Here is a 25,947-nt window from a genome sequence, read left to right as displayed (position 1 = left end):
GCTTGTTTTTGATGGATTAAACGTTTTTTTGAACCAATGCCAAAAGAATTCTATCCCATAAGCCTGATTGATTGGCTCTGCGATAGAAACTCCATACGGTTGAATAAGGTGGAAAATCATTGGGCAGCATACGCCATTGGCAACCTGTTTTGGTAATGTAAAAAAACGGCATTCACTAATTGACGTTTATCCCATTTGTAGTGGCGTAGCTGGTTAAAATGTGGCTCAATCGCTTGCCATTGGGCATCTGTTAAGTCTGTTGGGTAGGATTTTCTAGTCATAAAGATATTTTATCATTTTTGTGAATACAGGTTCTAAACTATCTAGGGTTGTGATATTTGAAAATTACGGTACTTTTTACGGTATTTATTATTTTTTAAAATTTAATTTTATTTAAAATCATATTTTTATATATTCTTTTAAAGTCTCGCTGTCAAAAAAACAGCCCCATTTTGGGGCTTTTTTCTTGTCCAATACCGTACAACGCCGTAAACAAAGTAATTGATTTACAAAGAATAATTTTCAAATAGCCCTATTGTGCAGGCTGCTTGTAGTTCAATATCGTACAATTCAATCAAATTGCATCAACATAAAATTTACGGTATTTTTTACAGCATTTCAAAAATTCCCTAAAAAAATACCGCGCCATAAGTATCATACCAATACACATCTCTCAATGCAGGTTTACCCCTATCCGCACACGTTTTATAATCCACGCATCAAAATCATTCTAATCGCACACCATGAACATTTTTCCCACCACCTTGCGCCCAGCCAAATTAAGCGACTGTCCCGACATTTTGCGCGTTCATCGCCATGCCGTCCGTTATACTTGCTTACAAAGCTACACACCCGAAATCATGGACGCATGGTTATCGCTGCTGCACCCCGAAAGCTACCACGAAACCATCAACAGCCCCGACAAAGCCCTGTGGCTGATTGAATACGAAAACACCGTGCAAGGCTTTTTCCAGCTAGACTACCAAGAAGCCCAGCTAGATGCGTTATATGTCCACCCCTTTGTGCATAACCACGGGCTAGGTACAGCCCTATTACAACGCGCCGAAGCCCTTGCCATACAAGCCGATTTAAGTTTATTGAGTTTGTACGCATCACTCAATTCCGTGGCGTTTTATCAGCTTAACCGCTATCAATCCTTGGGCGATGCGATTATGCCGCTCAACCAAAATGTGAGTGCAGGCTGCTGTTTAATGCGAAAATATTTATTGTAAAAACAAACCAATACTTATTTAAAAAAAATAATGATTGACGAATCTCGGTTAGCAAAAATATAATCGCGTCTTTCTGAAACGGAGTAATGGCTGAGAGGCTGAAGGCACACCCCTGCTAAGGGTGCATCTGGGCTATAACCTGGATCGAGGGTTCGAATCCCTCTTACTCCGCCAAATATAAACCCCTTGAATTATTTCAAGGGGCTTTATTTTTATCTATGCACTAACAAAGTGCAGGCTGCTTTTATAGTGGATTAAATTTAGATTAGGACAAGGCGACAACGACCGCCGTGTACAGCTAGTACATAAAAGGGAGTTGGCAACGCTGTACTAATCTAAATTTAATTTAATTCACTATAAATACTCAAAAGCAGCCTGCACTTTTATATATCCGACTAAATCACTCAACAAACTATGTTAAAATCGCGCCACAAAATCAACATCAAGGAATACACATCATGGCTTTACTACAAATTGCAGAACCGAATATGTCCACCGCGCCACACCAACACCGTTTGGCGGTCGGCATAGATTTAGGCACAACCAACAGCTTAGTCGCCACCGTAAGAAGCGGCTCAGCAACCTGCCTGCCCGATGAAAACGGCGCAGTGGTTGTGCCTTCGGTTGTGCGCTATTTGGGCAACGAGCAAACCATTGTCGGCAAAAAAGCACTGGAACAACAAAAGATTGACCCACAAAACACCATTTCGTCAGCTAAACGACTAATCGGGCGCAAATTAGCCGAAATTGATGTTTCACATCTGCCATACCGTTTCGGCAAATCCGAAAAAATCATTGAATTGCAAACAAAAAATGGCGCAAAAACGCCGATTGACGTGTCCGCCGACATTTTGCGCGAACTGAAAACACGCGCCGAAAACAGCTTGGGCGGCGAACTGGTGGGCGCGGTGATTACTGTCCCTGCCTATTTTGATGATGCGCAACGCCAAGCCACGAAAGACGCGGCGCGTTTGGCTGGCTTGAACGTGTTGCGGTTGCTGAACGAGCCGACCGCCGCCGCGATTGCCTACGGTTTGGACAATGGCGCGGAAGGCACGTTTGTGGTGTACGATTTGGGCGGTGGCACGTTTGATGTGTCGGTGTTGGAATTGTCCAAAGGCTTGTTCCAAGTGAAAGCGACTGGCGGCAATTCTGCGCTCGGCGGCGATGATTTTGACCACCGTTTATTTTGCCATATCGTTGAAAATAATCAGCTTTCATTGACCGATGAACGCGATATTCAATTATTGTTTGGCTTGGTTCGTGTGGCAAAAGAAGAATTGAGCAGGCTGCCTGAAACGCGCATTCAGGCAGCATTGAGCAACGGCAAAACGCTGGACACAACGATTACGCGCACGGAATTTCACGCTTTAACACAGCATTTGGTCGCCAAAACGATTGAACCAGTCAAACAAGCATTAAAAGACGCTGGCGCAAGCAAATCCGACATCAAAGGCGTGATTATGGTCGGCGGCGCAACGAGAATGCTGCACGTTCAGCAAGCGGTTGGCGCGTTTTTCGGGCAAACGCCATTGAACAATTTGAACCCTGACCAAGTGGTTGCATTGGGTGCGGCAATGCAGGCGAATGTGTTGGCTGGCAACAAAAATGACGGCGAGTGGCTGCTGTTGGACGTAACGCCTTTGTCTTTGGGATTAGAGACTTACGGCGGTTTGGCGGAAAAAATTATTCCGCGCAATTCCACTTTGCCAACGGCGCGAGCGCAGGAATTTACCACGTTCAAAGACGGTCAAACAGCTATGACGATTCACGTTGTGCAAGGCGAGCGTGAATTGGTGGCGGATTGCCGCAGTTTGGCGAAATTTACCTTGCGCGGTATTCCGCCGATGGTGGCTGGCGCGGCGCGTATTCGTGTTACATTTCAAGTAGATGCGGACGGTTTGTTGTCGGTGTCGGCGCGTGAGCAAACGACTGGCGTTCAAGCGCAAATTGAAGTGAAGCCGTCTTACGGTTTGGACGATGACACGATTACACAGATGTTGCGCGACAGCATGAGCAACGCGAAAGACGATGCCGCTGCCCGTGCGCGTGCCGAAGCGAAAGTGGAAGCGGAAAGTTTGATTGATGCGATTCAGGCAGCGTTAGAATTGGATTCTGATTTATTGAGTGAAGATGAATTGAATAAAATCAATGGCTTGATTGCGCGATTGAATGCGAGTTTAGCCGCGCATACGGCGGAGCAAATTCGCGCACTAGTCCATGAATTAACCCACGCGACTGATGATTTTGCCGCGAAACGCATGGATAGGAATATTCAGCGTGCGTTGGGTGGGGTAAACGTGGCGGATTTATAAACATAAGGGCTATTTTCACAAGCGGAAATGGCCCTTATTTTTGTGCCTCTTTCAATAGCTATATTGTGCAACAATCGCTAAAATGCAGGCTGCTTTTGGCTTATAAACAAGGATAAGCATGGATACATTATTAAGCATGAAAGTATTTTGCCAAGTGGTGCAAAGTGGCAGCTTTACTCGGGCGGCGGATTTGTTGGATATTTCCATTCCTATGGCAAGCAAACACGTTGCCCACTTGGAAAAAAACGTGGGCGCACAGTTGCTGTATCGCAATAATCGCAGCCTAAAACTAACCGAACAAGGCGAGCGTTATTTTCAAGATTGCAGCACCGCGTTGGAATTGCTGGCACAAGCCGCAGAATCGGCGCAGGCTGGCACAAGCAAGCCACAAGGCTTGTTGCGAATTTCCGCACCTGTTTGGTTTGCGTGCGACCATTTTGCCCACTTATTGCACGAATACCAAACGCTGTATCCCGATGTTGAACTGATGCTCACACTCACCAATCAGCGCGTCGATTTAAACAGCGACGGCGAAGACCTTGCCCTGCGTTTAACGCACACATTAGCCGACAACATCATCGCCAAACCCTTGGGCAAGATTCCGTTTTATTTAGCGGCATCGCCCAGCTATATCGCCCAACACGGACAGCCTACACACCCCGATGAATTGTCGCAACATCAAGCCGTATTGCAATCTTATGTTGATTTGTCGCAGCTATCGGGCGAGTACAAAGGGCAAAGAATCAACTTACAGCTCAACGGCAAAATTCGCAGCAACCACACACAAATGCTGGCATCGCTCATTCGTGCAGGGGCAGGCATCGGCTACATTCCAGCGTGGCTTGCCGATGACGATTTACGTGCAGGACGATTAATCCGCCTGCTGCCCGATTGCCAAATGCAAGACCCACCGCTGTATGCCGTGTATGCCAATCGCCAGTTCATGAAAGCCAAAGTGCGTAGTTTTATTGATTTTATGGCGCAGAAATGCCAGTCATAAAAGTGCAGGCTGCTTTTTAATCACGAACATGGCGTATCGCCGCCATACCCACTCTTAAATTAGCAAAAGTTGCACGATTCGCTTTCCAAATCCAATAAAAGCAGCCTGCACTTTTCCCCTTTACATTTTTACTTTTTAAACAAGGAACAAACATCATGCAAGACAACAAAACATGGTCAGGACGCTTCAACGAACCTGTTTCCGAATTAGTCAAACAATACACAGGTTCGATTGATTTTGACAAACGCTTGGCGCATTGGGACATTCAAGGTTCGCTGGCACACGCGCAAATGTTGCACGAAGCGGGCGTATTGTCGGCGCAAGATTTGGCGGAAATTCAACGCGGTATGGCGGAAATCAAGGCAGATATTGATTCAGGCAGCCTGCAATGGTCGCTGGATTTGGAAGACGTGCATATGAATATTGAACGCCGCTTAACCGACAAAATTGGCGACGCTGGCAAACGCTTGCACACAGGACGCAGCCGCAACGACCAAGTGGCAACCGATATTCGCCTGTGGTTGCGCGATGAAATTACCGTGATTCGCAGTTTAATCAAAAACTTGCAAACATCGTTGGTGGAACTCGCCGAGCAAAACGCGGAAACGGTTATGCCAGGTTTTACCCATTTGCAAGTGGCGCAACCTGTGAGCTTTGGGCATCACATGTTGGCATATGTGGAAATGCTGGGGCGCGACGATGAGCGCATGGCGGACTGCCGCAAGCGCGTGAACCGCATGCCATTGGGCGCGGCGGCGTTGGCTGGCACGACTTACCCGATTCAGCGCGAAACAACGGCGCATTTGCTGGGTTTTGAGCAGATTTGCCAAAACTCGTTGGACGCGGTGTCTGACCGTGATTTTGTGATTGAATTTACGGCGGCGGCGAGTTTGCTGATGGTGCATTTAAGCCGTTTGAGCGAAGAATTGATTTTGTGGATGTCGCCGCGTTTTGGTTTTATTGATATTGCCGACCGTTTTTGTACGGGTTCGTCCATCATGCCGCAAAAGAAAAATCCTGATGTGCCTGAATTGGTGCGCGGTAAATCGGGGCGCGTGATTGGACATCTTACTGGTTTGATTATGTTGATGAAATCGCAACCGTTGGCGTACAACAAAGACAATCAAGAAGACAAAGAGCCGCTTTTTGATACGGTGGACACCGTGATTGACACGCTGCGAATTTATGCCGATATGATGCACGGCGTTACCGTGAAACCTGAAAATATGCGCGCTGCCGTCATGCAAGGTTTTGCGACTGCAACCGATTTGGCGGATTATCTGGTGAAAAAAGGCTTGCCGTTCCGCGATTCGCATGAAGTGGTGGCGTTGGCGGTGCGTCATGCGGATTCGCAAAAATGTGATTTGAGTGAATTGCCGTTGGACGTGTTGCGCGGATTTAGCGATTTGATTGCGGACGATGTGTACGCGGTGCTGACCCCCGAAGGCAGCCTGAATGCGCGTAATCATATTGGCGGTACTGCGCCTGAACAAGTGCGTTATCAGGTGGCGCGTTGGAAGGAATTATTAACGGAGAACTAAATGCGCGTTTTCATGTTGCAGGCTGCTTTGCTATTGAGCTTATCGGGCTGTGGTTTGGTCAGCAATACTTCACCTTGGAATGAGCGTTGCTCTGCCCCAAAAACCACGTCCAATGGTATGCTGGCAATTAAAGACGGCGAAACGCTCAAATGCCAAATTCGCGTGTTTACCAGCAATATGGGTTGCAGCGAAAAATTCACCAATGCACAAGGTGATGACGGCTTGGCTTGCACCAATAGCGAAGGCAAAGGCGCAATCTTTTTCTTTGATAACAATGGTGTACTCAAAAGCCATGAATTTTTGAGTAAATAAAAGTGCAGGCTGCTTTTTCCACAGAAATCCGTCAAAAAGCAGCCTGCACTTTTATTCAATGCACCTCAAATTTAACCAAAATCAAAAAAATTAACAAATCTATACACTTTTCATTTGTTATGGTATATTATTTGTAAAAATAATTTCAAACCAATGCGTGTTTACCCAAACAGCGCATTTTTTATTTTATCGTGAATTAAATTCAAACCAGTACCGCGTTGCCAACTCCCTTATGTACTAGATGTACACGGCAGTCGTTGTCGCCTTGTCCTGATTTAAATTTAATCCACTACATACAAAGGGAATAGCACAATGAAATCAAACAAATGGAATTTAAAACCAATCTGGCTAATGTTAATCGCCCTACCCGCTTGGGCAGACAATGTCCAAGATTTGCCCAACACAACTGTTTCTGGCAAACGCTTGCCCATATCAGGCAGTCAATTAGACAGCGGCAGCAAAGCCACGCTTGATGCAGCTACTTTGCAAACCACTCGTGCGCCATCGCTCGGTCAAACGCTGGAACGCATCAGCGGTGTGCATAACAGCAGCTTTGGCGCGAACAATGGTTTGCCACAAATTCGCAGCTTAACAGGCTCGCGGGTTTACATCAGCGAAAATGGCTTGGGAATTGCCGATATGGCAGCAATGTCGGGCAATATGCCCACCGCGGTTGAGCCATTTTTGGCAGATAAAATTAGCGTGCAAAAATCATCGGCTGCGGTTTTGTATGGTGGCAATGCGGTGGGCGGTGCGGTAACAGTGGAAACAGGTTTGATTCCTAACCAGCTACCCGAACAACCAATTGGCGGCAAAGTAGAAATCAGCGGCGGCTACAACACGCCACACAGCGAGCTATTTCGCTTGGACGGCACAGCTGGCAATGTGGCATGGCATATTGACGGTGCAAACAGCCAAATTTCGGGCTACAAAATTCCATCGTACAACAAAATGGCAGCCTGCCGAGACGGCACAGCAATTATGGGCGACCATTCATTAGAATTGAGTTGCCAAGCCTTTCCGCAATATGAAGAATTTTTCAACAAAGCCCATTTTGCTTATGTAGATAACCGATATTTACAAAAAGGGAAAGATTTTTTAGATGACTGGGGCTTGGGGCTGGGCGATGTCTATAAAGAAAAAAAACCAAACTGGTTTGACAACAGTATGTGGATAAAAAATCCACTCTACGACCCAAATGAAACCGAAGGCTATGGCAAACGCCTGACTGAACTAATCCAAAAATCGCCCGATGTCAAAGGCAAAATGCCCAATAGCCACGCCCATCGACAATCGGCATCGGCTGGCATCAGCTATATTGGCGAGCGTGGTTATATCGGCATGGGCATCAGCCGTTATCGTCATGTTTATGGCGTACCGGGGTATGTTGCCACACTATCAAGCGCAGGCGATGAATTGCGAACCGCTCCTGTAAACATAGATACCACGCAAACTCGTTGGCAAATAGACGCGCAATATCACCCAGCCACGCCATGGTTAGACAATATTCGCGCGCAATTTGCCTACACCAACGCACAAAATAAAGAATTATTGGGCGAACATTTGGCAAACAGCTTAAACAGCCATATACGACAAGCACGATTGGAAGCCAATATCCACCCAACCGATTGGTGGAAAGGCACATTGGGCTTGGATTGGCGCAACCGCAGCACCAACGGTCAAGGCAAAGACCGCTATTTGCCCAACACACGCACCCAAGAATATGGCTTATTCGCGCTACAAAAATTCAGCGCAGGACAATGGTCTGGCGATATAGGCGCACGATATGGCAAAGTACATCAACAAGCCTTTTTGCAGGATTACACCCCTTCACGCGGCTTAACCGAGGGCTATATTAAGCAACACAACAACAAAACCTTTCAGTTGCGAAGTTATCAAGCCAATTTAACGTGGCAGCCTGCACTTTTTTGGCAAACAGGCATTCGCTGGACTCATTCGCAACGCGCACCCGATGTAAACGAATTGTTTGCCAGCAACCGTCATCACGCCATTCTGGCAAACGAACATGGCGACCCACGCTTGAAACCAGAAACCGCCAAAACATGGGAATGGCACAATCAATTCAACATTGGAAATAGCCAAATTAACGTAAACCACTACCAAACCCAATTCCACGATTATTTGTATTTGGGTTCATCTGGCACAACCAAAGACGGACACATGCCATACAAAGAATGGCGACAAGGCGATACCAAAATCAGCGGTTGGGAAGTGGATTGGCAACATCAATTTGATTTAGCAAGCTATGGTAAATTGCAGACACGCGTATTTGCCGATTGGGTTAAAAATCGTGCCGTATCGTGTGGTTCGGACAACCCTGCTCATGCCGATTTTGGTAAATATGTTCGCTGCAAAAACGATGGCGCATACATGCCCAAATTGCCAACCACGCGCTATGGCGTCGGTTTAACGTGGCAAAAAAACGCTTGGAATATTGCCACTTCGCTCACGCATTATCGTCCGCAAAAACACTTGGGGCGCAACGTCAATCCCGAGCCTGATTTGGGCGGCTACACACTGTGGGATTTGTACGCCAGCTACACGCACCATATCGCACAAAGCGAATTGGAATGGTTTGTTGATGCGCGAAATTTGAGCAACACCGAAGCGCGTCCACATAATTCCACGCTTAAATACTTGACACCTTTGGCAGGGCGTTCGGTTCGCGTTGGTTTGAAAATGAGCTTCTAGTTGGTTAATAAAAAGTGCAGGCTGCTTTTTCTACGAAAATCCGTAAAAAAGCAGCCTGCATTTTTATCAATCCATCACATTACAAATTTGGGTTCACAATAATTTTAACCGCAGATTCGTTGTTATGAATCAAACGCTCAAAGCCTTCGGAAATCAATTCGTCCAATTTAATGCGTTGAGTAATAAACGGCTCTAAATTGATTTTGCCTTGCTCTACCAATTTAATCGTTTCCGCATGGTCGTTGCAATACGCGATTGTGCCACGCACGTCCAGCTCTTTCATCACCACGCTGTGAATATTGATGCTAGCAGGTTTGCTCCAAATCGACACAATCACCACTTTTGCCGTTGGGCGACACGCAGCCACCATCGTATCCAATACCGCGTTCACGCTCGAACATTCAAACGCCACATCAACGCCTTGGTTGTCGGTCAATTTCATCACTTCTGCCACCACATCAACTTGCGATGGGTCAAGAATATAATCTGCCACGCCCGACTCTTTGGCTTTTTCTTTACGCGCCGTGCTCAATTCGGTGATGATAACTTTTAAACCTTTGGCTTTTAATACCGCTGCCAACAACAAACCAATCGGGCCTGCACCGCCCACCAAAGCCACATCGCCTGCTTTTGCACCACTGCGTACAAACGCATGATGACCCACCGACAATGGCTCAATCAAAGCCGCTTGGTCCAATGGAATATTGTTGGAAATCGGATGCACCCAACGGCGTTTAACGGCAATTTTTTGCGCCAAACCGCCACCGCAGCCACCCAAACCAATAAAGTTCATGTCTTTGGACAGATGATAATTGCTGCCCTCGCCTGTTGGCACGTCATCATGCACAATATAAGGCTCAACCACGACGTGCTGACCCACTTGAATATCGGTCACGCCCTCGCCCACGGCATACACCACGCCCGAAAATTCGTGACCCATTGTCACAGGCACAGATTCGCCCGAAATGGGGTGTGGATGTCCGCAAGGCGGAATAAAAATCGGGCCTTCCATAAATTCATGTAAGTCTGTACCACAAATACCGCACCAAGCGACATCAATACCCACTGTGCCAGGGGCAACAACAGGTTCTGGAATATCTTCAATGCGAATATCGCCACGGTCATAAAAACGTGCTGCTTTCATAGTTACTACTCCATAGTGGTTGGGAAATCGATGAAATTTGATTATATTGTAGCAAAATTTCGCAGGCGGTTTTTGACAAATTGATACATTTTACAATTCGTTATTATATATCATAAGCCATTGTATTCAATAAAAATTTACTATGGTGGATTAAATTTAGATTAGGACAAGGCGACAACGACCGCCGTGTACAGCTAGTACATGAGGGAGTCGGCAACGCTGTACTAATCTAAATTTAATTCACTATATATTTAATGCAAATCAAAGACACAATAAAAAGTGCAGGCTACTTTGCCCATTTTCAGCAAAAAGCAGCCTGCACTTCTTGTTTTATAGTTGATGCAATAATTTTTTAATACAAGGCGACAATGCCCGCCGTGTACGAATAGTACATAAGGGCGTTGGCAACGCAGTATTAAAAGATAAGTGCATTAACTATATTACTTCAACTTTGCCAACAATTTATCATGAATGCCGCCAAATCCGCCATTAGACATCACCAAAATATGGTCGCCCGATTTCGCCGCCGCCACAATCGCATTCACAAATTCATCAAAATCCTTGCCAACGTGCAATTTGTTGCCCAACGGTACAAGCGCGTCCGCCACGTCCCAATCCACGCCGCCAGTATAACAGAAAACTTGGTCGGCATTTTTCAGGCTGCCTGAAAGTGCGGTTTTCATCGTGCCGAGTTTCATTGTGTTGGAACGTGGCTCTAATACGGCAATGATTCGCGCCGCGCCCACTTTGTCGCGCAAACCTGCCACAGTCGTGGTAATCGCGGTCGGGTGATGCGCGAAATCATCGTAAACGGTAACCCCATTTTCCACGCCTTTGATTTCCATGCGGCGTTTCACGTTTTTGAATTGGCTCAACGCTTCGCAGGCTGCCTGAACGCTCACGCCAACGTGTCGCGCTGCCGCAATCACGGCTAATGCGTTCATGCGATTGTGTTCGCCGAGCAATTCCCACGCGATGTGTCCAACGTGTTCGCCTTTGAAATGTACGTCAAAACTGCCGTCCGCACCCACGTTCGCAATTTGCCAGCCAGCCTGATTGCCAAACCATTCAATCGGTGTCCAACAGCCACGCTCAATGGTCTCGTGCAGCGATTCTTCGCGCCCATTTGCCACGATTAAGCCTTGATTGGGAACGGTGCGAACCAAGTGATGAAATTGCGTTTGAATCGCGTGTAAATCGGGGAAAATGTCGGCGTGGTCGTATTCTAAATTGTTCAAAATCGCGGTGCGTGGGCGATAGTGGACAAATTTGCTGCGTTTGTCAAAAAACGCGGTGTCGTATTCGTCCGCTTCAATTACGAAAAACGCGCTGTCGTTTTGCGGCAAACGTGCGGAAACGCTGAAATTTTGCGGTACGCCGCCAATCAAAAAACCTGCGCCATAACCTGCATATTCCAACACCCACGCGAGCATGGAAGCGGTGGTTGTTTTGCCGTGTGTGCCAGCTATGCCCAGCACCCACATTTTGTGCAACACGTTTTCAGCCAGCCATTGCGGTCCTGATGTATAGGGCAGATTTTTGTTCAAAATGCCTTCAATCACGTCCATGCCGCGCTTGGCGACATTGCCAATCACATACATATCGGCTTTAAATTCATCAAGTTGCGCTGCATCAAAGCCTTCATACACGGTTACGCCCAATTCTTCTAATTGCGTACTCATCGGCGGATACATTTTCGCATCGCAGCCTGTAACTTTGAAACCTGCTTCTTTGGCGATTCGCGCCAGTCCGCCCATAAATGTGCCGCCAATGCCGATGATGTGAATATGTTGCATGATGAAATCTCGTGTTAAAAATAAGCGCGATTATACCCCCGACAAGCCAAAAGCAGCCTGCAAATTATCCAACAAATTCTGCAATTCTTTTGGCAAATCCGCCTTTAAATGCAATTTCTCGCCCGTCAAGGGGTGATTCAATTCCAAAACAAAAGCATGTAAAAACATACGTTTCAGCCCCAATTTTTGCAAACGCTTATTCGCCTGATAATCGCCATAACGCTCATCGCCCGCAATCGGGCAATTTTGCGATTGCATGTGTACGCGAATTTGATGCGTCCGCCCTGTCTTCAAAGTCGCTTCAACCAAACTCAACGCCGAAATCCCAACCGAATGCATCAGGCTGCCTGAAAACGTATTCAACACGCGAAAAATCGTGTGCGCCGATTGCCCGTCCGCATCAGAGCCAACGCGCACCATTTTTTCGCCATTCGCGCCCGTGTATTTAATCAATGGCAGTTTCACATGGCGATTTTCAGGCTGCCATGTCCCCACGCCCAACGCCAAATAAATCTTTTTCGGGTGGTCGTTTCGCAGCATTTCATGCAATTTAACCAACGCAGAACGCTTTTTCGCAATCATCAACAAACCGCTTGTGTCGCGGTCAAGCCGATGAACCAATTCCAAATATTTCGCGTCAGGGCGCGATTGGCGAAGCTGCTCAATCACGCCAAAACTCACGCCCGAACCGCCATGCACCGCCACACCGCTCGGCTTGTTAATTACAATCATCGCATCATCTTCAAAAACGATGTCAAATTCACGCGCAGGAATGGGCGCATTTTTCAGGCTGCCTGAAACATCTTTTTCCGCAATGCGAATCGGCGGAATACGCACTAAATCTTTATTTTCAATGCGATAATCGGGTTTCACGCGCCCCTTGTTTACGCGCACTTCGCCAGCGCGAATAATGCGATGAATATGGCTTTTGGGTACGCCTTTTAATATTTTAATCAGATAGTTATCAAGGCGTTGCCCTGCTTCATGTTCTTGAATGGTAATGTGATTGACTATTTCTTTGCTAATTTGGGGCATTTTCTCTATAATCCGAAACTTGTTTTAGCAGCATTTAGGCTGCCTAAAACACGGTGTTTGCAAGTGATACGGCTTTGATTTAATGTGAAAAATGATTTTTAGGCAGCCTGCACACCGATTGATTGCTAAAAAGCCGTATGTCGCCATTTTACAAAAAAAGTAATTTACACGTTTTCCTTTTTGTTGCCACAAGCCTACGGCAGCGAAAATATTGTTTGAAATATAAAAATTAGACGATGGCTTAAACATTATTCATTTAAATAAAATAACTTTCAGGCAGCCTGAAAATACATAACCAAAATATTATTGTAGGATGGGCATTGCCCACCAAAATCAGCGTTAATGTGATACTTAAATGGTGGGCAATGCCCACCCTACGGAATACGTTTTGTATTTAAAGCAGCCTGCAATTTTCAAAAACGCTCTTTATTATCGTCAAAACTGCACACATCGCAGCGCGTATTTTCCGCGCCAACACGCGAGCAGTTATCAAACCGAAAACGTGTTAATCTTTTGAAAATAAAGGTATAACATGAAAAGAATGCTCTTCAATGCCACGCAAGCCGAAGAATTGCGAGTGGCAATCGTTGATGGACAAACCCTATTGGATTTGGACATTGAAACACTCGGCAAAGAACAACGCAAAGGCAATATTTACACAGGCGTGGTAACGCGCATTGAACCGTCTTTGGAAGCGTGTTTTGTGGATTACGGCACAGACCGCCATGGCTTTTTGCCATTTAAAGAAATTTCACGCGCTTATTTCCGCGATTACGAAGGCGGCAAGGCGCGTATTCAGGACGTGTTGAAAGAAGGCACGCAACTGATTGTGCAAGTTGAAAAAGATGAACGCGGCAACAAGGGCGCAGCTTTGACGACTTATATTAGTTTGGCGGGTCGTTATTTGGTGCTGATGCCAAATAATCCGCGTGGCGGTGGTGTGTCGCGCCGTATTGAAGGCGAAGACCGTGCTGAATTGAAAGAAGCGATGGCGCAATTAGATGTGCCAAACGGCATGAGCATTATTGCGCGGACGGCTGGCATTGGTCGTAGCGCGGAAGAATTAAACTGGGATTTCAATTACCTGCTGCAATTATGGCGTGCGATTGAAGACGCGGCAGCCGCGCATAAACAGCCGTATTTGTTGTTTATGGAAAGCTCGCTTGTGATTCGTGCGATTCGCGATTATTACCGCCCTGATATTAGTGAAATTTTGGTAGATAATCCCGAAGTTTACGAGCAAGTGTCTGAATTTATGAGTTATGTGATGCCGAATAATTTGTCGCGGCTGAAACTCTATGAAGACCACACGCCTTTGTTTTCGCGCTTGCAAATTGAGCAGCAGATTGAAACGGCGTTTGCGCGTTCGGTGAATTTGCCAAGCGGCGGTGCGATTGTGATTGACCACACAGAAGCCCTTGTTTCTATTGATGTAAACTCGGCGCGTTCTACTCGTGGCTCGGACATTGAAGAAACGGCTTTCCGCACGAACATGGAAGCGGCGGAAGAAGTGGCGCGTCAAATGCGTTTGCGCGATTTGGGCGGCTTGGTTGTGATTGATTTCATTGACATGGAAGACGCGAAACATCAACGCGATGTGGAAACAACTTTGCGTGATGCGCTGAAAAAAGACCGTGCGCGTGTGCAAATGGGTAAATTATCGCGTTTTGGTTTGTTGGAATTGTCACGCCAACGCTTGCAGCCTGCTTTGGCGGAAAGCAGCCATATTGCGTGTCCGCGTTGTGCTGGCACGGGTGTGATTCGCAGTATTGAATCGACTGCGCTGCACGTTTTGCGCTTGATTCAAGACGCGGCGATGAAGGAAAATACAGGCGAAGTTCACGCGCAAGTGCCTGTTGATGTGGCAACTTTCTTGTTGAATGAGAAACGCGCTGAATTGTTTGGCATGGAAGAGCGTTTGGACGTGTCGGTTATTTTGATTCCTAATCCGAATTTGGAAAATCCGCATTACGAAATTTCGCGTATTAAAGTTGATGATGTAGATGAAAATGCCGACCCAAGCTATAAACGTGTGGCTGAACCTGAAAAATCCGACAGCGTGCCGTTTGCCAACAAAAAAGGCGAAAAAGCGGCACGTCCCGAACCTGCTGTACGCGGTTTGAAACACGCAACCCCTGCGCCTACGGTGAACGAAAATAAATCGTGGTGGTCTAGCTTTAAGGGCTGGCTGAAACGCTTATTTACAGGTAGCGACAGCAAACCTGAAACGGAGAAAAAAGCGGTTTCAGGCAGCAAAAAAGACGGTAATCGTAAACGCAATAACCCTAATCGCCGTGCGCGACCCAAATCAACACGCGATGAAAACGCTGCGCCAAGCGAAAACGGCAATCAACGCACCAATCGCAAAGCGAACAATCGTCAGCGCGATGCGGAAAAAGAACGCCCTGTTGATACCAATGCCACACCAGCGATGCCAGAGCAACGTGTTGAGAAATCGCGCCCCAAAAATGAGCCGAATCCACGCAAGCAGCCTGCAAAATCGCCAGCGGAATTGAATCCAGCAGCAACGGAATCGACTAATCAAGCGGCTGCGAATCCGAAAAATCGCCCACAAAAAGCCAAAAAAGAAAAACCTTTGGTGGTGAACTTGGGTGGCGAAAAACGTAGCAAATACGACCGTCGCAATAACCAAAAACCGCGTGGCATTCCATCGGCAGCCAAAATCGAGCATTACCTGGATTTGAACCATGTGAGCGCGATTGTGGAAGATGGCATCGCACACGTTGTGGCGCAATATCCTGATTTGGCAGCCGATAGCACATTGATTAAACGCCAAACGGTTGCGGTTGATGTGATGAACGAAACGGTTGAGACCGTTGCGCCTGCTGCCATTGCATCAAATTATGCAGATGAAAGCACCGAAGTGGTGCAGGCTGCTTTGTTGGTGCGCGATGCGGTGGAAACGGTGTTGCCTGAAATGGTTGATGCAGACAATTCTGCTTCTGTGCCTGAAACCGAAATCAGCGAAACCGCGCCAACCGCGTTGTTGCAGGCGATTGAAGAAGATTCGGAGCATGAAAAACCCGAAGAAACGGCAATCGAACCTGTTGCCGCAGAACCTGTGGCGCAGGCTGCTTTGGTTGAGCCAGCTACGCCTATTATCAACAAAACTTCACGCGAAGAAGCGGTGCAACTGGCAGCGGCGTCGGGCTTGATTTTGGTGGAGACCAGCGTGGGCGCATTGATTGCGGCTGCGGCACGTCTTGACCCGCCTGCTGCGCCTGTGTTGCACTATGCCGACCGCCCGAAAGTGCAGGCTGCTTCTGCACCGAGCGAGATGATTCAGGTGGAAACGATTAAGTAAATCAACATGCCCATTTGCAGCAGTTAAGCAAATGGGCGTTTCATGCTTGGATAGACGATGAATACCCCCTACCCTACCCCCGATTTTGAACAAAAAATCACGCCGCCCGAGCAACTGGCGCAAAAATTGGCGCAACTGCCGCGCCCTTTGGTGTTTACCAACGGTTGCTTTGACATTGTGCATCGCGGACACGTTAGCTATCTTGCCCAAGCGCGGGCGTTAGGTGCGAGCCTTGTGTTGGCGTTGAATACCGATGAATCGGTCAAGCGACAAGGCAAAGGCGATGACCGCCCGATTAACTCACTTGCCAATCGTTCGGCGGTGATGGCGGCTTTGGCGAGCGTGGACGTGGTAACGTGGTTTGACAGCGACACGCCAGCCGATTTAATCGCGCAAGTGCAGCCCGATGTGCTGGTTAAAGGCGGCGACTGGCAACCCGATGCGATTGTAGGTGCAGCAGAAACCTTGGCGCGTGGCGGACAGGTTCACAGCATTCCGTTTTTGCATCAGACTTCTACGACTAAAATGTTGGCGAAAATTCGTCAGTAATTTAATCACATAAAAAGTGCAGGCTGCTTGTATTCAAAAGCAGCCTGCACTTTTTGTACGCGCTTATTCTGTTTTACGCCAATCGTTTGTTTTAATTTGAAATGCCGACACAAACGCAATCACGGCAACCACAAACGCGCAAGCCATCGCTAGATGAATGCCGTTTAACATGTCTTGCTGCGGATTGGTCGCTTGGCTCATTTTTTCGCCAATGCTGGTCATGCCAACAAAAAACGCTGCGCCCAATGCACCTGCAATCGGGTTGAGTGTGGTTAAAGTACTCGCGCCATGCGGATTGAGTTCACGTGGCAAAGCGTTTAATCCGTGCGTTTCGCCTGTAATACATGCGCTGACGCTGACTGCCATGGCGGTAAACAAAATTGTTAAAACGATGGTGTTGGTTTGTAAATCCAAAAATGTCCACATCGCGCCCAATGAACCGAGCAGCGCAATCGTGGCTGGGATTAACATGAATCGTCCGCCTTTTTTGTCTAGCAATGCGCCAAAAAGTGGGGCAGCAATCGCTTGGGCGATACTGGCTGGCATGAGCATTAAGCCTGTGGCTGTGCCTGTCATCAATAAAACTTGTTGCGTGTACATGGGGAAGAGTAATTCCATGCCCAAAAACAGAAACGAGCCGCACACCAAAATAATGGCGACATAACGGAATTGTTTGAACTCGAACACGCGTAGATTGAGCAATGGCACATCTAGCGTGAGTTGGCGTTTCACGAAAAAGGCGATAATCATCAAAGAAATAATCATCACGGCGACGAATACGGCTAACGGTAAAGATTCAAAATTGCTGCTGGCGTACACCAAACCGCCAAAACCTAGTATTGACGCAATCACTGACGGAATATCTACTTTGGGTTTGGTGATGTCGCTCAGGTTTACGGTTAAGAATTTGCTCACTAATAGCATCGCCAACACCATAAAAGGAATGGTCAGCCAGAACAGGTAACGCCAGCTTAGGTGGTCGATAATCACGCCTGAAATGGTGGGACCCATGGCTGGGGCAGCGGTGAACATCATGGTAATCACGCCCATGGCTTTGCCGCGTTGATTGGGTGGGAAAATGGTTAAGATGCCGTTAAACAAAATGGGGACGAAAAACGCGGCGGCAATCGCTTGAAACACGCGCCCAAACATCAACACGGGAAAATTAGTGGCGAATATGCAAATGAGTGAGCCAACAATGAAAATAGTCTGCGTAATCAAGACCATTTTTCGGGTTTCAAGCCATTGAATGAGGTTGGCGGTGATTGGGGTGAACGCGCCCATAATCAGCAAAAAGCCTGTGGTGAGCCATTGGACTGTGGTTTTATCAACATGAAAATCTGCCATTATTTTGGTTAGCGCGACGTTGAGTAAGGTGTCGTTCAGGTAGCCGAAAAATGCGCCGATGAATAGTGTGAATACGATGATTTTGCTAGGAAAATTGGGATTTTCGCTGAAATAGGTTTGATTGGGGTTGTCTTCTATGTGGTGCATAATTGAATGATTAGAATGAAAAAAGGCGGTATTCTAGCAGATAGGACAAAGCAGCCTGCACATTTAAGTTGCAGGCTGCTTTTTTACAGAATTTCAAATAATCGCGCCAACAGCACGTCTTTTAATATCTGACACGTTGCAGGCTGCTTGAACAGCGCAACCAAATCTGCGTCCAATTCCACATATTCCACGACTTCGCACAAACTGGAAAAGGTTTTCATGCGGTGTTTGTTTTCAAACTCGGATTCGCTATCTGGTTTGAGATGAAATCGCCAAAACGGTTCAGATTTCATGTGATACAAGGGCATGCCGAAGTTCATTTTATGATGCGAATTTTGTACCCACAACACCCATTGTTGTTCAAATTCTTGTTTTAATTCATCGCTTAAAATGATTTTTTCTGTGTGTAGGCTGCTTTTTTCATACAACGCCACAACTGCGAGCATCAGAATAAATTTATGTGGCGATTTGTTGTTTTTGTGCGTGAAATTGGTGTGTAGTTGTCTAAAACCATTCGCGTAATAAAACAATGATTGATGATTCATTCTGCGTCCAATTCTGCTTGTAGCTGCTGCAAAATGTCGGCTGCGTTCAAATCCAGCGCATGACAATATTCCACAAATTCAAATACATCTAATCTTCTGTCGCCTGTTTCCACTTTGCCGATAAACGAATGCACCACGTCTAATTTTTCCGCCAATGCGCGTTGCGACAATCCTAAATCTAGTCGCCGCCGAATAAGGAGTTGTCGCAACTTCATGTGTTCTGTGGAATGTATGGATAAACGTGGGTTTCTCATTGCACCAATTTTAGGTACAATCCGCATTGCACCTGTTTTAGGAGCAAATAAGATTAAAACGATGAAATGAACCACAAAAATGACTGTTATCCCGATTCAAACCCTTTCGCCTTTTGATGAAATCCGACAAAACATTGCTGATGAATATTTAAGCATGGCGCAGCATTACCCTTGGATTGTTACATTTTCGGGTGGCAAAGACAGCACTTTGGTGGCTCATCTTGTTTTTGAAATGCTGTTGTTATTGCCGCCGTCTTTGCGTCAGCGAAACGTGTATTTCGTGTCCAATGACACGCTAGTGGAAAGTCCGCTTGTCGTGCAACACATGCGCAACGCGCTGAATACGATTTTGAACGCAGCAGAAATTTTCAGGCTGCCTGTAACTGGGGAAGTAACTGTTCCAAAATTGCAAGAAACCTTTTGGACATTGTTGATTGGTAAAGGTTATCCCACGCCAAACCGTTCCATGCGTTGGTGTACCGACCGCCTGAAAATTCAACCAACCAGCGGCTACATCAAGCAAAAAGTGGATGAAAACGGCGCAGCAATCATCGTATTGGGCGTGCGAAAAGATGAATCGTCCACACGCAAAGCCAGCATTGAACGCCATCAAAATTTAGAAAATTCCAATCTCACGCCACACAATGATTTGCCCAATGCGTTTGTTTATCGCCCGATTGTGGATTTGAGTACCGATGATGTGTGGGAATTTCTCGCAACGAACAATCCGCCTTGGGGCGGTACGCATGGCGATTTGATTCGTTTGTATCGTGAAGCGGCAGGCGGCGAATGTCCGATTGTGTTATCGCAGGAAGAAGCCCCAGGCTGCGGCACAAATTCCAGTCGTTTTGGCTGCTGGACTTGCACGGTGGTGAATAAAGACCGCAGCCTGCAAGGCTTTGTTGATGTAGGAAAAACGGAATTTTTGCCATTGATTGAGTTTCGGGATTGGTTAGTGGAGATTCGCAATAAGCCCGAATATCGCCAAATGGAACGGCGCAACGGGCGCGTGGAATACAAAAACGGGCAACACATTCCCGGCCCGTTTACCGTTGAAGCGCGAAAAATGATGTTGGATAAATTATTGGAAGTGCAGGCTGCTTTTGGCGCGGAGCTGATTTCTGATAAAGAAATTGAATGGATTAAACAAACTTGGGCAAAAGACGTGATTAACGCCCACTCTCGGAGCAAAAAATGAAAGCAGAAGTACAAGAAAAATTAGAACATTTGATGTTGTGGCAAGATGAAACAGCGCGTTCATTGTTGCGTCAAACCGCTGTTGAATTTCAAGTACCCGAAGATGCGTTAGCCGAATTGCTGGCATGGGAAATGGCGCAACAAGAACGTGGCCGCGCCGACAATCGCCGTGCCACTTTTGATGATGTGCTGGGCAATACAGATTATTGGAAAGAGTAAAACCATGTGGATTAGCAAAATTAAATTACACAATTTCAAATCGTATGCCGATGCAGAATTTACGTTCCCGGAACCGCAAAACGGCAAAAACTTGGTGTTGATTGGCGCAGAAAACGGACACGGCAAAACCACGCTGCTCGAAGCAATTTATTTGGGTTTATATGATGCCGATGCGATTGTGCATTTGAATCGCGCAGGTTTAAATTCGCAAGAACACAGCTATCCACGTTTTATCAATCAAGCCTTATTTCATCAAGCCCAAGCGCGTCGTGGCAATCACACCATGTCGGTGGAATTAGAAATTAGCCTACGCAGTCGTGATGTGGTGCATACACTAAAAATCGCGCGTAAATGGTATTTTGATGCCAACCGCAATTTCTCATATTCTGCCGAAAATTCGCGTGAATATGCGCTTTGGTATATGCGTAACGACCAAAGTGGCAAAAAACTGATTCCTCCTTCACAACAACGCAACTTTTTTAGCCGCTTTGCTCCCCCATCGGATTACGCACCATTTTTCTTTTTTGATGGCGAAAAAATTGTGCAAACCGCCGCACAAAGTGGTGCAGGCATTTGGCTAAAAGATGCGTTGATGGGTTTGCTGGGCATTACATTGCTCAATCAACTTAAAGAAAGTTTAAGTCAATTTCGCACTCAAAATATTTCCGCCAGTGCTTCTGCCAAAGTGCAGGCTGCTTTAAAAGAAGCGGAAAGCAAATTGATTCAAGCAGAAGCCATTTTGCAAGAAGAACGCGAAAAACAAGAAACCCTGCTCAATCAAATCAATGAATACACCCAACGCCGAGATACATTAACGCAAACATTGGGCGGAAGCAGCAGTATTGTGCATACCGAAGACCTTGCCAAAGCGCAAAAAGAAGCCGAAATCATGCAGCAAAAATTCCGCGATACGATGAAAGAAGCGGTATTAGCCATGCCATTGGCGTTTTTACCGCAAGCGCGATTGGATAAATTGGATTTACAACTGGAAAAAGAAGCCAACCGTTTGGGCTACGAAAGCAATAAAGACCAAATTGGCGATAAAGTTGATGATTTTTGGAATAAATTTCAAAACAGCGACAAAGTAAAAGAAGTGCTGGGGCGTTCTGCACAAACCATTTTATCCGATGAACTAATGAAAGACGCGGTGCGAGAATGCTGGAATAGCTTGTTTTATCCGCTGCCTGAAAATTGCGCCGAACAAATTGAACACAATTATTTATCGCCCAGTGCATCGGTAGATATTCGCAATCAAATCCGTCAATTAAGCGCATCGCCCCTGTCTAATATTGGCGAAATTTTGGATAACATCAGCGAACAAGAACGCATTGCACAAGACATGGCAAGCAAAATTGCCATGCTCAAAGGCACAGGCAACGATGAATTAGTGGAAGAATTAGAGCAAGTTCATCACGCATTGGACGATTTAAATGGCAAATTAGGCGGCGCGCGCACCAAATGTGAGCAAGAAGAAAAAAATACCCACCGCTGGCAACTTGAAGTAGAACGACTGCGCCAAGAATCTGCCAATAATTCGCCACAGCACCAAAAATCCGAACGCGCCAAACGCATGGAGCAAATGATTGAAAGTCTCGCCAATAAATTGCTGCAAACCAAAGCCAATGATTTGGGCAACATCGCCACCAAATTGCACAAAAATATTGCACACGACCCACGTATTCAACGCATTGAAGTACAAGCAGGCGGACAACTGGGTTTGTATGGTAGCAATGGCGAAAAAATTCAGGCTGCCCTATCCGCAGGACAAATGCAAATTTTGATTATGTCGCTGGTATCGGCATTGGCACAAGTTGCCCGTTATCACGCACCAATGGTAATTGATACACCGCTTGCACGTTTAGATGCAGGACACCGCCAAGGCTTGTTCAACCATTGGACATGTTTGCCGCAACAAGTGATTTTATTATCGCAAGATACCGAAATCACCACCGAAGTCCGTCAAGAGCTGGCTAAACACATTTGCAGCACCTATTTAGTACGCGCCAAATCGTTGCCAACAGGCGGCGCACAGTCCCATGTACTTGCCAATCAATATTTTAATTAAGGGAAAACAATGTCCTATCAAGTCAATACCGCAACAGGCTGGGATACAGAATGGTTTCACGAATTGATGAAACCCAGAATCAAAGGCAGCCTGAAAAGCCAAGAAGTTCGCAAAGAATTAGCCAATCAAGGCGCATTGCCCGCTTTTGATAATAACTATGACTGGGCGATGTTTTGCATTGCATATTGTTTTGCAAAAGATTTAATACCACATTTAGAAACCGCACCCGATGCCAAAGGCAGCGAAATCCCCAATTTTGAAACCTGTTTTCAAAAAGAAGCGCGATTGTGGCTGGCTTATTTAAGCGATGCCCTATTTGAATTGAAACAAGGCAAACCTTGCACGCGAGATGATTTGTATCAATTTATCCAAGATTTGTGGCACACAGGCGCAGTTGAGCTGGAAAAGCGGTGGTATACCTATCGCAAAAACAACGAGCATTCTGAATTGGACGCACAAAAACAATTTTTGGAAGAATTGGCAAAATTAGCGCAAAAACATTCCAATTCACGCAAAAAAACCGCACCAAGCAGCCTGCAAAATAATGACCATTCAGACCACGAAAACAGCATTGTATTAGATGCCGAAATCGTCAAAAAAGCCTTGGAACGCGCAAAATTAGCTGCCGAAAAAGTAGAACTCATCGCCAATGGCTTGCGCTATGGCTGCTTTCGTGTGCAACTCAAACAAGCCAGCGATTTGGACAGCAACGAAAGTAAACAAAAAACCTTACGCAGCGAACTCAATATTGCCGACCATGCTTTACGCATAGAACGCAATACCAGTTGCGGTACGCTTTATACATTTGATTTGAAAATCTTGCGTCCGCGCAAAGAATGGCGCGATTTTGGCAAAGCCGAATTTCAGGCTGCCTTAACGCAATTTCAGCGCAAAAACGAAAAATTGCCCGTGTGCATTGGCATTGACGAAGCAGGCAACACACAATTTGCCGATTTAACCGATGCGCCGCATTGCGTTGTCGCTGGCGAAACCAAATCAGGCAAATCCGTGTTTATCCGCGCCTTGTTGCACAGTTTGTGTCAATTAAATTCAGAAAAAGACGTGAAATTGTATATTCTCGACCCCAAGCGCGTAGACTATCAAGAATTTAAGCGTTATCCACATTTAGTAGGCGGCAACGTCATCACAGAAATTGATGAAATGGTGCAAACCTTGCATGATTTGGTTGATGAAATGGAAGAGCGATATAGCTTATTGGAAGCACATCACAAAAACAAAGTCAGCGATTTAGCCGACCATGCCAGACCGCCTTATTGCGTGGTTTTAGTAGAAGAAGCAGGCGATTTATTTGATGCCGACAAATCCGCCGAAGAGCCTTTGGTACGATTAGCGCAAAAAGCACGCGCAGCAGGGATTCATCTAATCGTGGCAACACAACGCCCTGATTCTGCAACATTAAGCGGACGATTGCGCGACAATCTCAATTCCAAAGTTGCCTTGCGTGTTGGCAAACACCAATCGTCTAATATCATCTTGGGCGAATCGGGTGCGGAAGGATTAGCAGGCTATGGCGACCATTTAATTAAATGGGACGGCAGCGAAACGCGCTTTTTACACGGCTACAACATATAAAAAAGCAGCCTGCACTTTAATTATGTGCAGGCTGCTTTTTATTATTCCCCATCTTTCAACGCATCAAATTTCGCTTTCATAGTCGGATTTTTGCGCGTCAATTTCTTCACCGTCAAATCTTCCGCCTTATCATTCGCCAAACGCAAATTATTTTCCGCCCCCAGCAAATCCGCTTTTGTCTTTTCCAAATGCTTAATTGTCTCGTCAATATGCTTGATTGCCGACTGAAATTTCTCGCTCGCCAAACGATAATTGCGATCAAACTTCTCACGGAAATCGTCCAGCTCACTTTCAAAGTTTGTAATATCAATATTCTGTGCGCGCATCGTCGCCACTTCCTGCTTGTATTTCAGTGCATTCAGCCCCGAATTACGCAGCAGCGAAATCATCGGCAAGAAAAACTGAGGGCGCACTACATACATTTTCGGGAACAAATACGACACGTCCACAATCCCATCGTTATACAAATCGTTATTGCCCTCCAGCAACGACACCAGCACCGCATATTCACAGCCTTTTTCACGGCGGTCTTTGTCCAATTCTTTCAGGAAATCCACGTTTTTCTTTTTGGTTGCCGTGCCATCGTTTTCATTTTTCATTTCAAACATAATGGAAACGATTTCGCTGCCCTGCCCGTCTGTTTCGCGGAAAATATAATCGCCCTTGCTGCCTGAAGACGCGTCGTTGTCCTTGCCGAACTGCGCCTGCGGAAACGCCATCGCACGCACACGGTTGAACTCGTTTTCACAATGCAATTCCAAGCTCTCGCCGACCATTTTTGTGGACTGCTTCGCCTTGAAATCTCTATAAGCTGCAATCTCTTCATCTTTAATTTTCAAAACCATTTGAAATTTATCTTGCAGCGCACGTTGTTCTGATTCATTTTTTGATTCACTCAATTTCAGTTGAGTCTCTAAATCCAGCACCTCGCGTTCTTTTGCCGCCAATGCTTGGCTAATCGCCAAATCACGCTCCAAATTCATACGCTCAACCAACGCAGCATTTTGTGCGCGCAGTTGCTCAATTTCGCGTTCACGCGTTGCCAAATCCGCTTTCAGGCTGCCTGAAACTTCAGCAACGGCCAATTGTCTGTCTTTTTCATGCGATGCTAATTGGCTGTTTAATTGGGCGATTTCAGCATTTTTTTGCGCTAAGGTTTGTTCAAATTGCGTTTGTGCTTTCGCTTGTTGCAATGCCAATTCGCTTTTGGCTTGGGCTTGGTGTTGCACTAATCGCTCGTGAATTTCGGCTTGAAATTCTTGCGTGCGGACTTGGTTTAAGATGTCGGCATAACTGGCTTCGTTAATCGTGAACGCGGTTTGGCAATGGGGGCATTTGATTTCGTGCATGAAAGTCCTTTTAATTAATAACATATTGGATAAAATTTGGTGGTGTCCTGAAAAGTGTGCTGCAAAACTAAACAATGCCAAAGTGAATATCAAAGAAAGCTAAATCAAAAACTTTCTTGTGATAAAACATACTTTTAGAAAAACAACACGTTTTTCTAAACGCTCGCCTTACTTTGTGCCGTAAACGACAGTTATTACCCTCAATGCCAACTGTGTGTTGCTTACCAACTAGATGTCATTCTTCATTTGAAAAGACATTTAAAAATGCAG

General features: G+C 46.2%; 22 protein-coding genes, 1 tRNA gene and 1 pseudogene. 14 read left to right on the top strand and 10 right to left on the bottom strand.

Features of this window, described 5'->3' with window-relative positions:
- Positions 1 to 16: 16 nt before the first annotated feature.
- Positions 17 to 130 (bottom strand): transposase, encoded by a 114-nt coding sequence (locus BQ5809_RS11580; RefSeq protein ID WP_089152897.1) that lies wholly within the window; start codon positions 128 to 130, stop codon positions 17 to 19.
- Positions 117 to 281 (bottom strand): transposase, encoded by a 165-nt coding sequence (locus tag BQ5809_RS11575; protein WP_081353475.1) that lies wholly within the window; start codon positions 279 to 281, stop codon positions 117 to 119. Before BQ5809_RS11575 ends, BQ5809_RS11580 begins: the two co-directional genes overlap by 14 nt.
- Positions 282 to 743: 462 nt before the next feature.
- Here BQ5809_RS11575 and BQ5809_RS06045 point away from each other — a divergent pair, with 462 nt between their 5' ends.
- From BQ5809_RS06045 to BQ5809_RS06015, 7 genes are all read left to right on the top strand, one after another.
- Positions 744 to 1,232 (top strand): GNAT family N-acetyltransferase, encoded by a 489-nt coding sequence (locus tag BQ5809_RS06045; RefSeq protein ID WP_003785327.1) that lies wholly within the window; start codon positions 744 to 746, stop codon positions 1,230 to 1,232.
- A gap of 80 nt (positions 1,233 to 1,312) precedes the next feature.
- Positions 1,313 to 1,406 (top strand) — tRNA-Ser (locus BQ5809_RS06040).
- A 284-nt stretch (positions 1,407 to 1,690) separates the two neighbouring features.
- Entirely contained in the window at positions 1,691 to 3,547 is a 1,857-nt protein-coding gene (gene hscA / locus BQ5809_RS06035; RefSeq protein ID WP_003785324.1) for a Fe-S protein assembly chaperone HscA, read from the top strand.
- A gap of 118 nt (positions 3,548 to 3,665) precedes the next feature.
- Positions 3,666 to 4,547 carry a LysR family transcriptional regulator gene (locus BQ5809_RS06030; RefSeq protein WP_003785322.1) on the top strand — a complete coding sequence of 294 codons (882 nt, stop codon included), beginning with the start codon at positions 3,666 to 3,668 and terminating at the stop codon, positions 4,545 to 4,547.
- A gap of 155 nt (positions 4,548 to 4,702) precedes the next feature.
- Positions 4,703 to 6,088: an argininosuccinate lyase gene (argH, locus tag BQ5809_RS06025; protein WP_003785320.1), complete on the top strand. Its 1,386-nt coding sequence runs from the start codon at positions 4,703 to 4,705 to the stop codon at positions 6,086 to 6,088.
- A complete protein-coding gene (locus BQ5809_RS10350; protein WP_003791268.1) occupies positions 6,089 to 6,400 on the top strand; it encodes a hypothetical protein in 312 nt (103 codons plus the stop codon).
- 312 nt (positions 6,401 to 6,712) lie between these two features.
- Complete coding sequence (locus BQ5809_RS06015; protein ID WP_019389527.1) at positions 6,713 to 9,112, top strand: TonB-dependent receptor; 2,400 nt, start codon at positions 6,713 to 6,715, stop codon at positions 9,110 to 9,112.
- 79 nt (positions 9,113 to 9,191) lie between these two features.
- On the opposite strand, the gene BQ5809_RS06010 is transcribed toward BQ5809_RS06015, so the two are convergent.
- The 3 genes from BQ5809_RS06010 to BQ5809_RS06000 form a co-directional block, all read right to left on the bottom strand.
- Positions 9,192 to 10,256: a 2,3-butanediol dehydrogenase gene (locus BQ5809_RS06010; protein ID WP_003785314.1), complete on the bottom strand. Its 1,065-nt coding sequence runs from the start codon at positions 10,254 to 10,256 to the stop codon at positions 9,192 to 9,194.
- A gap of 440 nt (positions 10,257 to 10,696) precedes the next feature.
- A complete protein-coding gene (mpl, locus tag BQ5809_RS06005; protein ID WP_003785313.1) occupies positions 10,697 to 12,052 on the bottom strand; it encodes a UDP-N-acetylmuramate:L-alanyl-gamma-D-glutamyl-meso-diaminopimelate ligase in 1,356 nt (451 codons plus the stop codon).
- A gap of 30 nt (positions 12,053 to 12,082) precedes the next feature.
- Complete coding sequence (locus BQ5809_RS06000; RefSeq protein WP_003785312.1) at positions 12,083 to 13,087, bottom strand: RluA family pseudouridine synthase; 1,005 nt, start codon at positions 13,085 to 13,087, stop codon at positions 12,083 to 12,085.
- Positions 13,088 to 13,442: 355 nt separating this feature from the next.
- On the opposite strand from BQ5809_RS06000, the gene BQ5809_RS10975 reads away from it, so the two are divergent.
- Genes BQ5809_RS10975 through rfaE2 form a run of 3 tightly spaced genes read left to right on the top strand, consistent with a single transcriptional unit; the run spans position 13,443 to position 16,961 of the window.
- The gene (locus BQ5809_RS10975) at positions 13,443 to 13,604 is read left to right on the top strand and encodes a hypothetical protein (protein ID WP_155114345.1); all 162 of its coding nucleotides are present in this window, start codon (positions 13,443 to 13,445) and stop codon (positions 13,602 to 13,604) included.
- Positions 13,605 to 13,619: 15 nt separating this feature from the next.
- The gene (locus tag BQ5809_RS05995) at positions 13,620 to 16,412 is read left to right on the top strand and encodes an Rne/Rng family ribonuclease (RefSeq protein WP_003785308.1); all 2,793 of its coding nucleotides are present in this window, start codon (positions 13,620 to 13,622) and stop codon (positions 16,410 to 16,412) included.
- A gap of 57 nt (positions 16,413 to 16,469) precedes the next feature.
- On the top strand, positions 16,470 to 16,961 hold the full coding sequence (gene rfaE2, locus BQ5809_RS05990; RefSeq protein WP_003785306.1) for a D-glycero-beta-D-manno-heptose 1-phosphate adenylyltransferase: 492 nt from the start codon (positions 16,470 to 16,472) through the stop codon (positions 16,959 to 16,961).
- Between the two features lie 63 nt (positions 16,962 to 17,024).
- Here rfaE2 and BQ5809_RS05985 read toward each other — a convergent pair whose 3' ends face one another.
- The 3 genes from BQ5809_RS05985 to BQ5809_RS05975 form a co-directional block, all read right to left on the bottom strand.
- Positions 17,025 to 18,455, bottom strand: a complete 1,431-nt coding sequence (locus tag BQ5809_RS05985; protein WP_003785304.1) for an MFS transporter — start codon at positions 18,453 to 18,455, stop codon at positions 17,025 to 17,027.
- An 83-nt stretch (positions 18,456 to 18,538) separates the two neighbouring features.
- The gene (locus tag BQ5809_RS05980) at positions 18,539 to 19,000 is read right to left on the bottom strand and encodes a hypothetical protein (protein ID WP_003785302.1); all 462 of its coding nucleotides are present in this window, start codon (positions 18,998 to 19,000) and stop codon (positions 18,539 to 18,541) included.
- Positions 18,997 to 19,254 carry a helix-turn-helix domain-containing protein gene (locus BQ5809_RS05975; RefSeq protein ID WP_026036269.1) on the bottom strand — a complete coding sequence of 86 codons (258 nt, stop codon included), beginning with the start codon at positions 19,252 to 19,254 and terminating at the stop codon, positions 18,997 to 18,999. The genes BQ5809_RS05980 and BQ5809_RS05975 overlap by 4 nt, the downstream gene beginning before the upstream one ends.
- A gap of 79 nt (positions 19,255 to 19,333) precedes the next feature.
- Between BQ5809_RS05975 and dndC the strand changes: the two genes are divergently transcribed.
- Genes dndC through BQ5809_RS05955 form a run of 4 tightly spaced genes read left to right on the top strand, consistent with a single transcriptional unit; the run spans position 19,334 to position 24,328 of the window.
- Positions 19,334 to 20,452, top strand: a complete 1,119-nt coding sequence (gene dndC, locus BQ5809_RS05970) for a DNA phosphorothioation system sulfurtransferase DndC (protein ID WP_003785298.1) — start codon at positions 19,334 to 19,336, stop codon at positions 20,450 to 20,452.
- Entirely contained in the window at positions 20,449 to 20,670 is a 222-nt protein-coding gene (locus BQ5809_RS05965) for a DNA modification system-associated small protein (protein ID WP_003785297.1), read from the top strand. The genes dndC and BQ5809_RS05965 overlap by 4 nt, the downstream gene beginning before the upstream one ends.
- 4 nt (positions 20,671 to 20,674) lie before the next feature.
- Positions 20,675 to 22,735, top strand: a complete 2,061-nt coding sequence (locus tag BQ5809_RS05960; protein ID WP_003785296.1) for an AAA family ATPase — start codon at positions 20,675 to 20,677, stop codon at positions 22,733 to 22,735.
- Positions 22,736 to 22,744: 9 nt separating this feature from the next.
- Positions 22,745 to 24,328, top strand: coding sequence for an FtsK/SpoIIIE domain-containing protein (locus BQ5809_RS05955; RefSeq protein WP_003785295.1), 1,584 nt, complete (start codon positions 22,745 to 22,747; stop codon positions 24,326 to 24,328).
- 41 nt (positions 24,329 to 24,369) lie between these two features.
- Here BQ5809_RS05955 and BQ5809_RS05950 read toward each other — a convergent pair whose 3' ends face one another.
- Together BQ5809_RS05950 and BQ5809_RS10345 are read right to left on the bottom strand one after the other, a co-directional pair.
- Complete coding sequence (locus BQ5809_RS05950; RefSeq protein WP_032827582.1) at positions 24,370 to 25,677, bottom strand: DUF2130 domain-containing protein; 1,308 nt, start codon at positions 25,675 to 25,677, stop codon at positions 24,370 to 24,372.
- A 67-nt stretch (positions 25,678 to 25,744) separates the two neighbouring features.
- A pseudogene (locus tag BQ5809_RS10345) lies at positions 25,745 to 25,909 on the bottom strand (IS1 family transposase); the annotation flags it as partial.
- Between the last annotated feature and the right edge of the window lie 38 nt (positions 25,910 to 25,947).

This window comes from Kingella kingae ATCC 23330, assembly GCF_900111845.1.
Lineage (GTDB): Bacteria > Pseudomonadota > Gammaproteobacteria > Burkholderiales > Neisseriaceae > Kingella > Kingella kingae.
Note: the sequence above shows the minus strand (reverse complement) of the source record. Positions and strands in the feature narration are given on the sequence as shown.

Excerpts from the sequence above, each read along its gene's own strand:
- BQ5809_RS06015 (WP_019389527.1), top strand. The coding sequence starts at position 6,713 with ATGAAATCAAACAAATGGAATTTAAAACCAATCTGGCTAATGTTAATC.
- BQ5809_RS06000 (WP_003785312.1), bottom strand. The coding sequence starts at position 13,087 with ATGCCCCAAATTAGCAAAGAAATAGTCAATCACATTACCATTCAAGAA.
- BQ5809_RS11575 (WP_081353475.1), bottom strand. The coding sequence starts at position 281 with ATGACTAGAAAATCCTACCCAACAGACTTAACAGATGCCCAATGGCAA.
- BQ5809_RS05955 (WP_003785295.1), top strand. The coding sequence starts at position 22,745 with ATGTCCTATCAAGTCAATACCGCAACAGGCTGGGATACAGAATGGTTT.
- BQ5809_RS05985 (WP_003785304.1), bottom strand. The coding sequence starts at position 18,455 with ATGCACCACATAGAAGACAACCCCAATCAAACCTATTTCAGCGAAAAT.
- BQ5809_RS06030 (WP_003785322.1), top strand. The coding sequence starts at position 3,666 with ATGGATACATTATTAAGCATGAAAGTATTTTGCCAAGTGGTGCAAAGT.
- BQ5809_RS06010 (WP_003785314.1), bottom strand. The coding sequence starts at position 10,256 with ATGAAAGCAGCACGTTTTTATGACCGTGGCGATATTCGCATTGAAGAT.
- BQ5809_RS05950 (WP_032827582.1), bottom strand. The coding sequence starts at position 25,677 with ATGCACGAAATCAAATGCCCCCATTGCCAAACCGCGTTCACGATTAAC.
- argH (WP_003785320.1), top strand. The coding sequence starts at position 4,703 with ATGCAAGACAACAAAACATGGTCAGGACGCTTCAACGAACCTGTTTCC.
- BQ5809_RS10350 (WP_003791268.1), top strand. The coding sequence starts at position 6,089 with ATGCGCGTTTTCATGTTGCAGGCTGCTTTGCTATTGAGCTTATCGGGC.
- rfaE2 (WP_003785306.1), top strand. The coding sequence starts at position 16,470 with ATGAATACCCCCTACCCTACCCCCGATTTTGAACAAAAAATCACGCCG.
- BQ5809_RS05980 (WP_003785302.1), bottom strand. The coding sequence starts at position 19,000 with ATGAATCATCAATCATTGTTTTATTACGCGAATGGTTTTAGACAACTA.
- mpl (WP_003785313.1), bottom strand. The coding sequence starts at position 12,052 with ATGCAACATATTCACATCATCGGCATTGGCGGCACATTTATGGGCGGA.
- BQ5809_RS05960 (WP_003785296.1), top strand. The coding sequence starts at position 20,675 with ATGTGGATTAGCAAAATTAAATTACACAATTTCAAATCGTATGCCGAT.
- BQ5809_RS10975 (WP_155114345.1), top strand. The coding sequence starts at position 13,443 with ATGGTGGGCAATGCCCACCCTACGGAATACGTTTTGTATTTAAAGCAG.
- BQ5809_RS05975 (WP_026036269.1), bottom strand. The coding sequence starts at position 19,254 with ATGAGAAACCCACGTTTATCCATACATTCCACAGAACACATGAAGTTG.
- hscA (WP_003785324.1), top strand. The coding sequence starts at position 1,691 with ATGGCTTTACTACAAATTGCAGAACCGAATATGTCCACCGCGCCACAC.
- BQ5809_RS05995 (WP_003785308.1), top strand. The coding sequence starts at position 13,620 with ATGAAAAGAATGCTCTTCAATGCCACGCAAGCCGAAGAATTGCGAGTG.
- BQ5809_RS05965 (WP_003785297.1), top strand. The coding sequence starts at position 20,449 with ATGAAAGCAGAAGTACAAGAAAAATTAGAACATTTGATGTTGTGGCAA.
- BQ5809_RS11580 (WP_089152897.1), bottom strand. The coding sequence starts at position 130 with ATGCTGCCCAATGATTTTCCACCTTATTCAACCGTATGGAGTTTCTAT.
- dndC (WP_003785298.1), top strand. The coding sequence starts at position 19,334 with ATGACTGTTATCCCGATTCAAACCCTTTCGCCTTTTGATGAAATCCGA.
- BQ5809_RS06045 (WP_003785327.1), top strand. The coding sequence starts at position 744 with ATGAACATTTTTCCCACCACCTTGCGCCCAGCCAAATTAAGCGACTGT.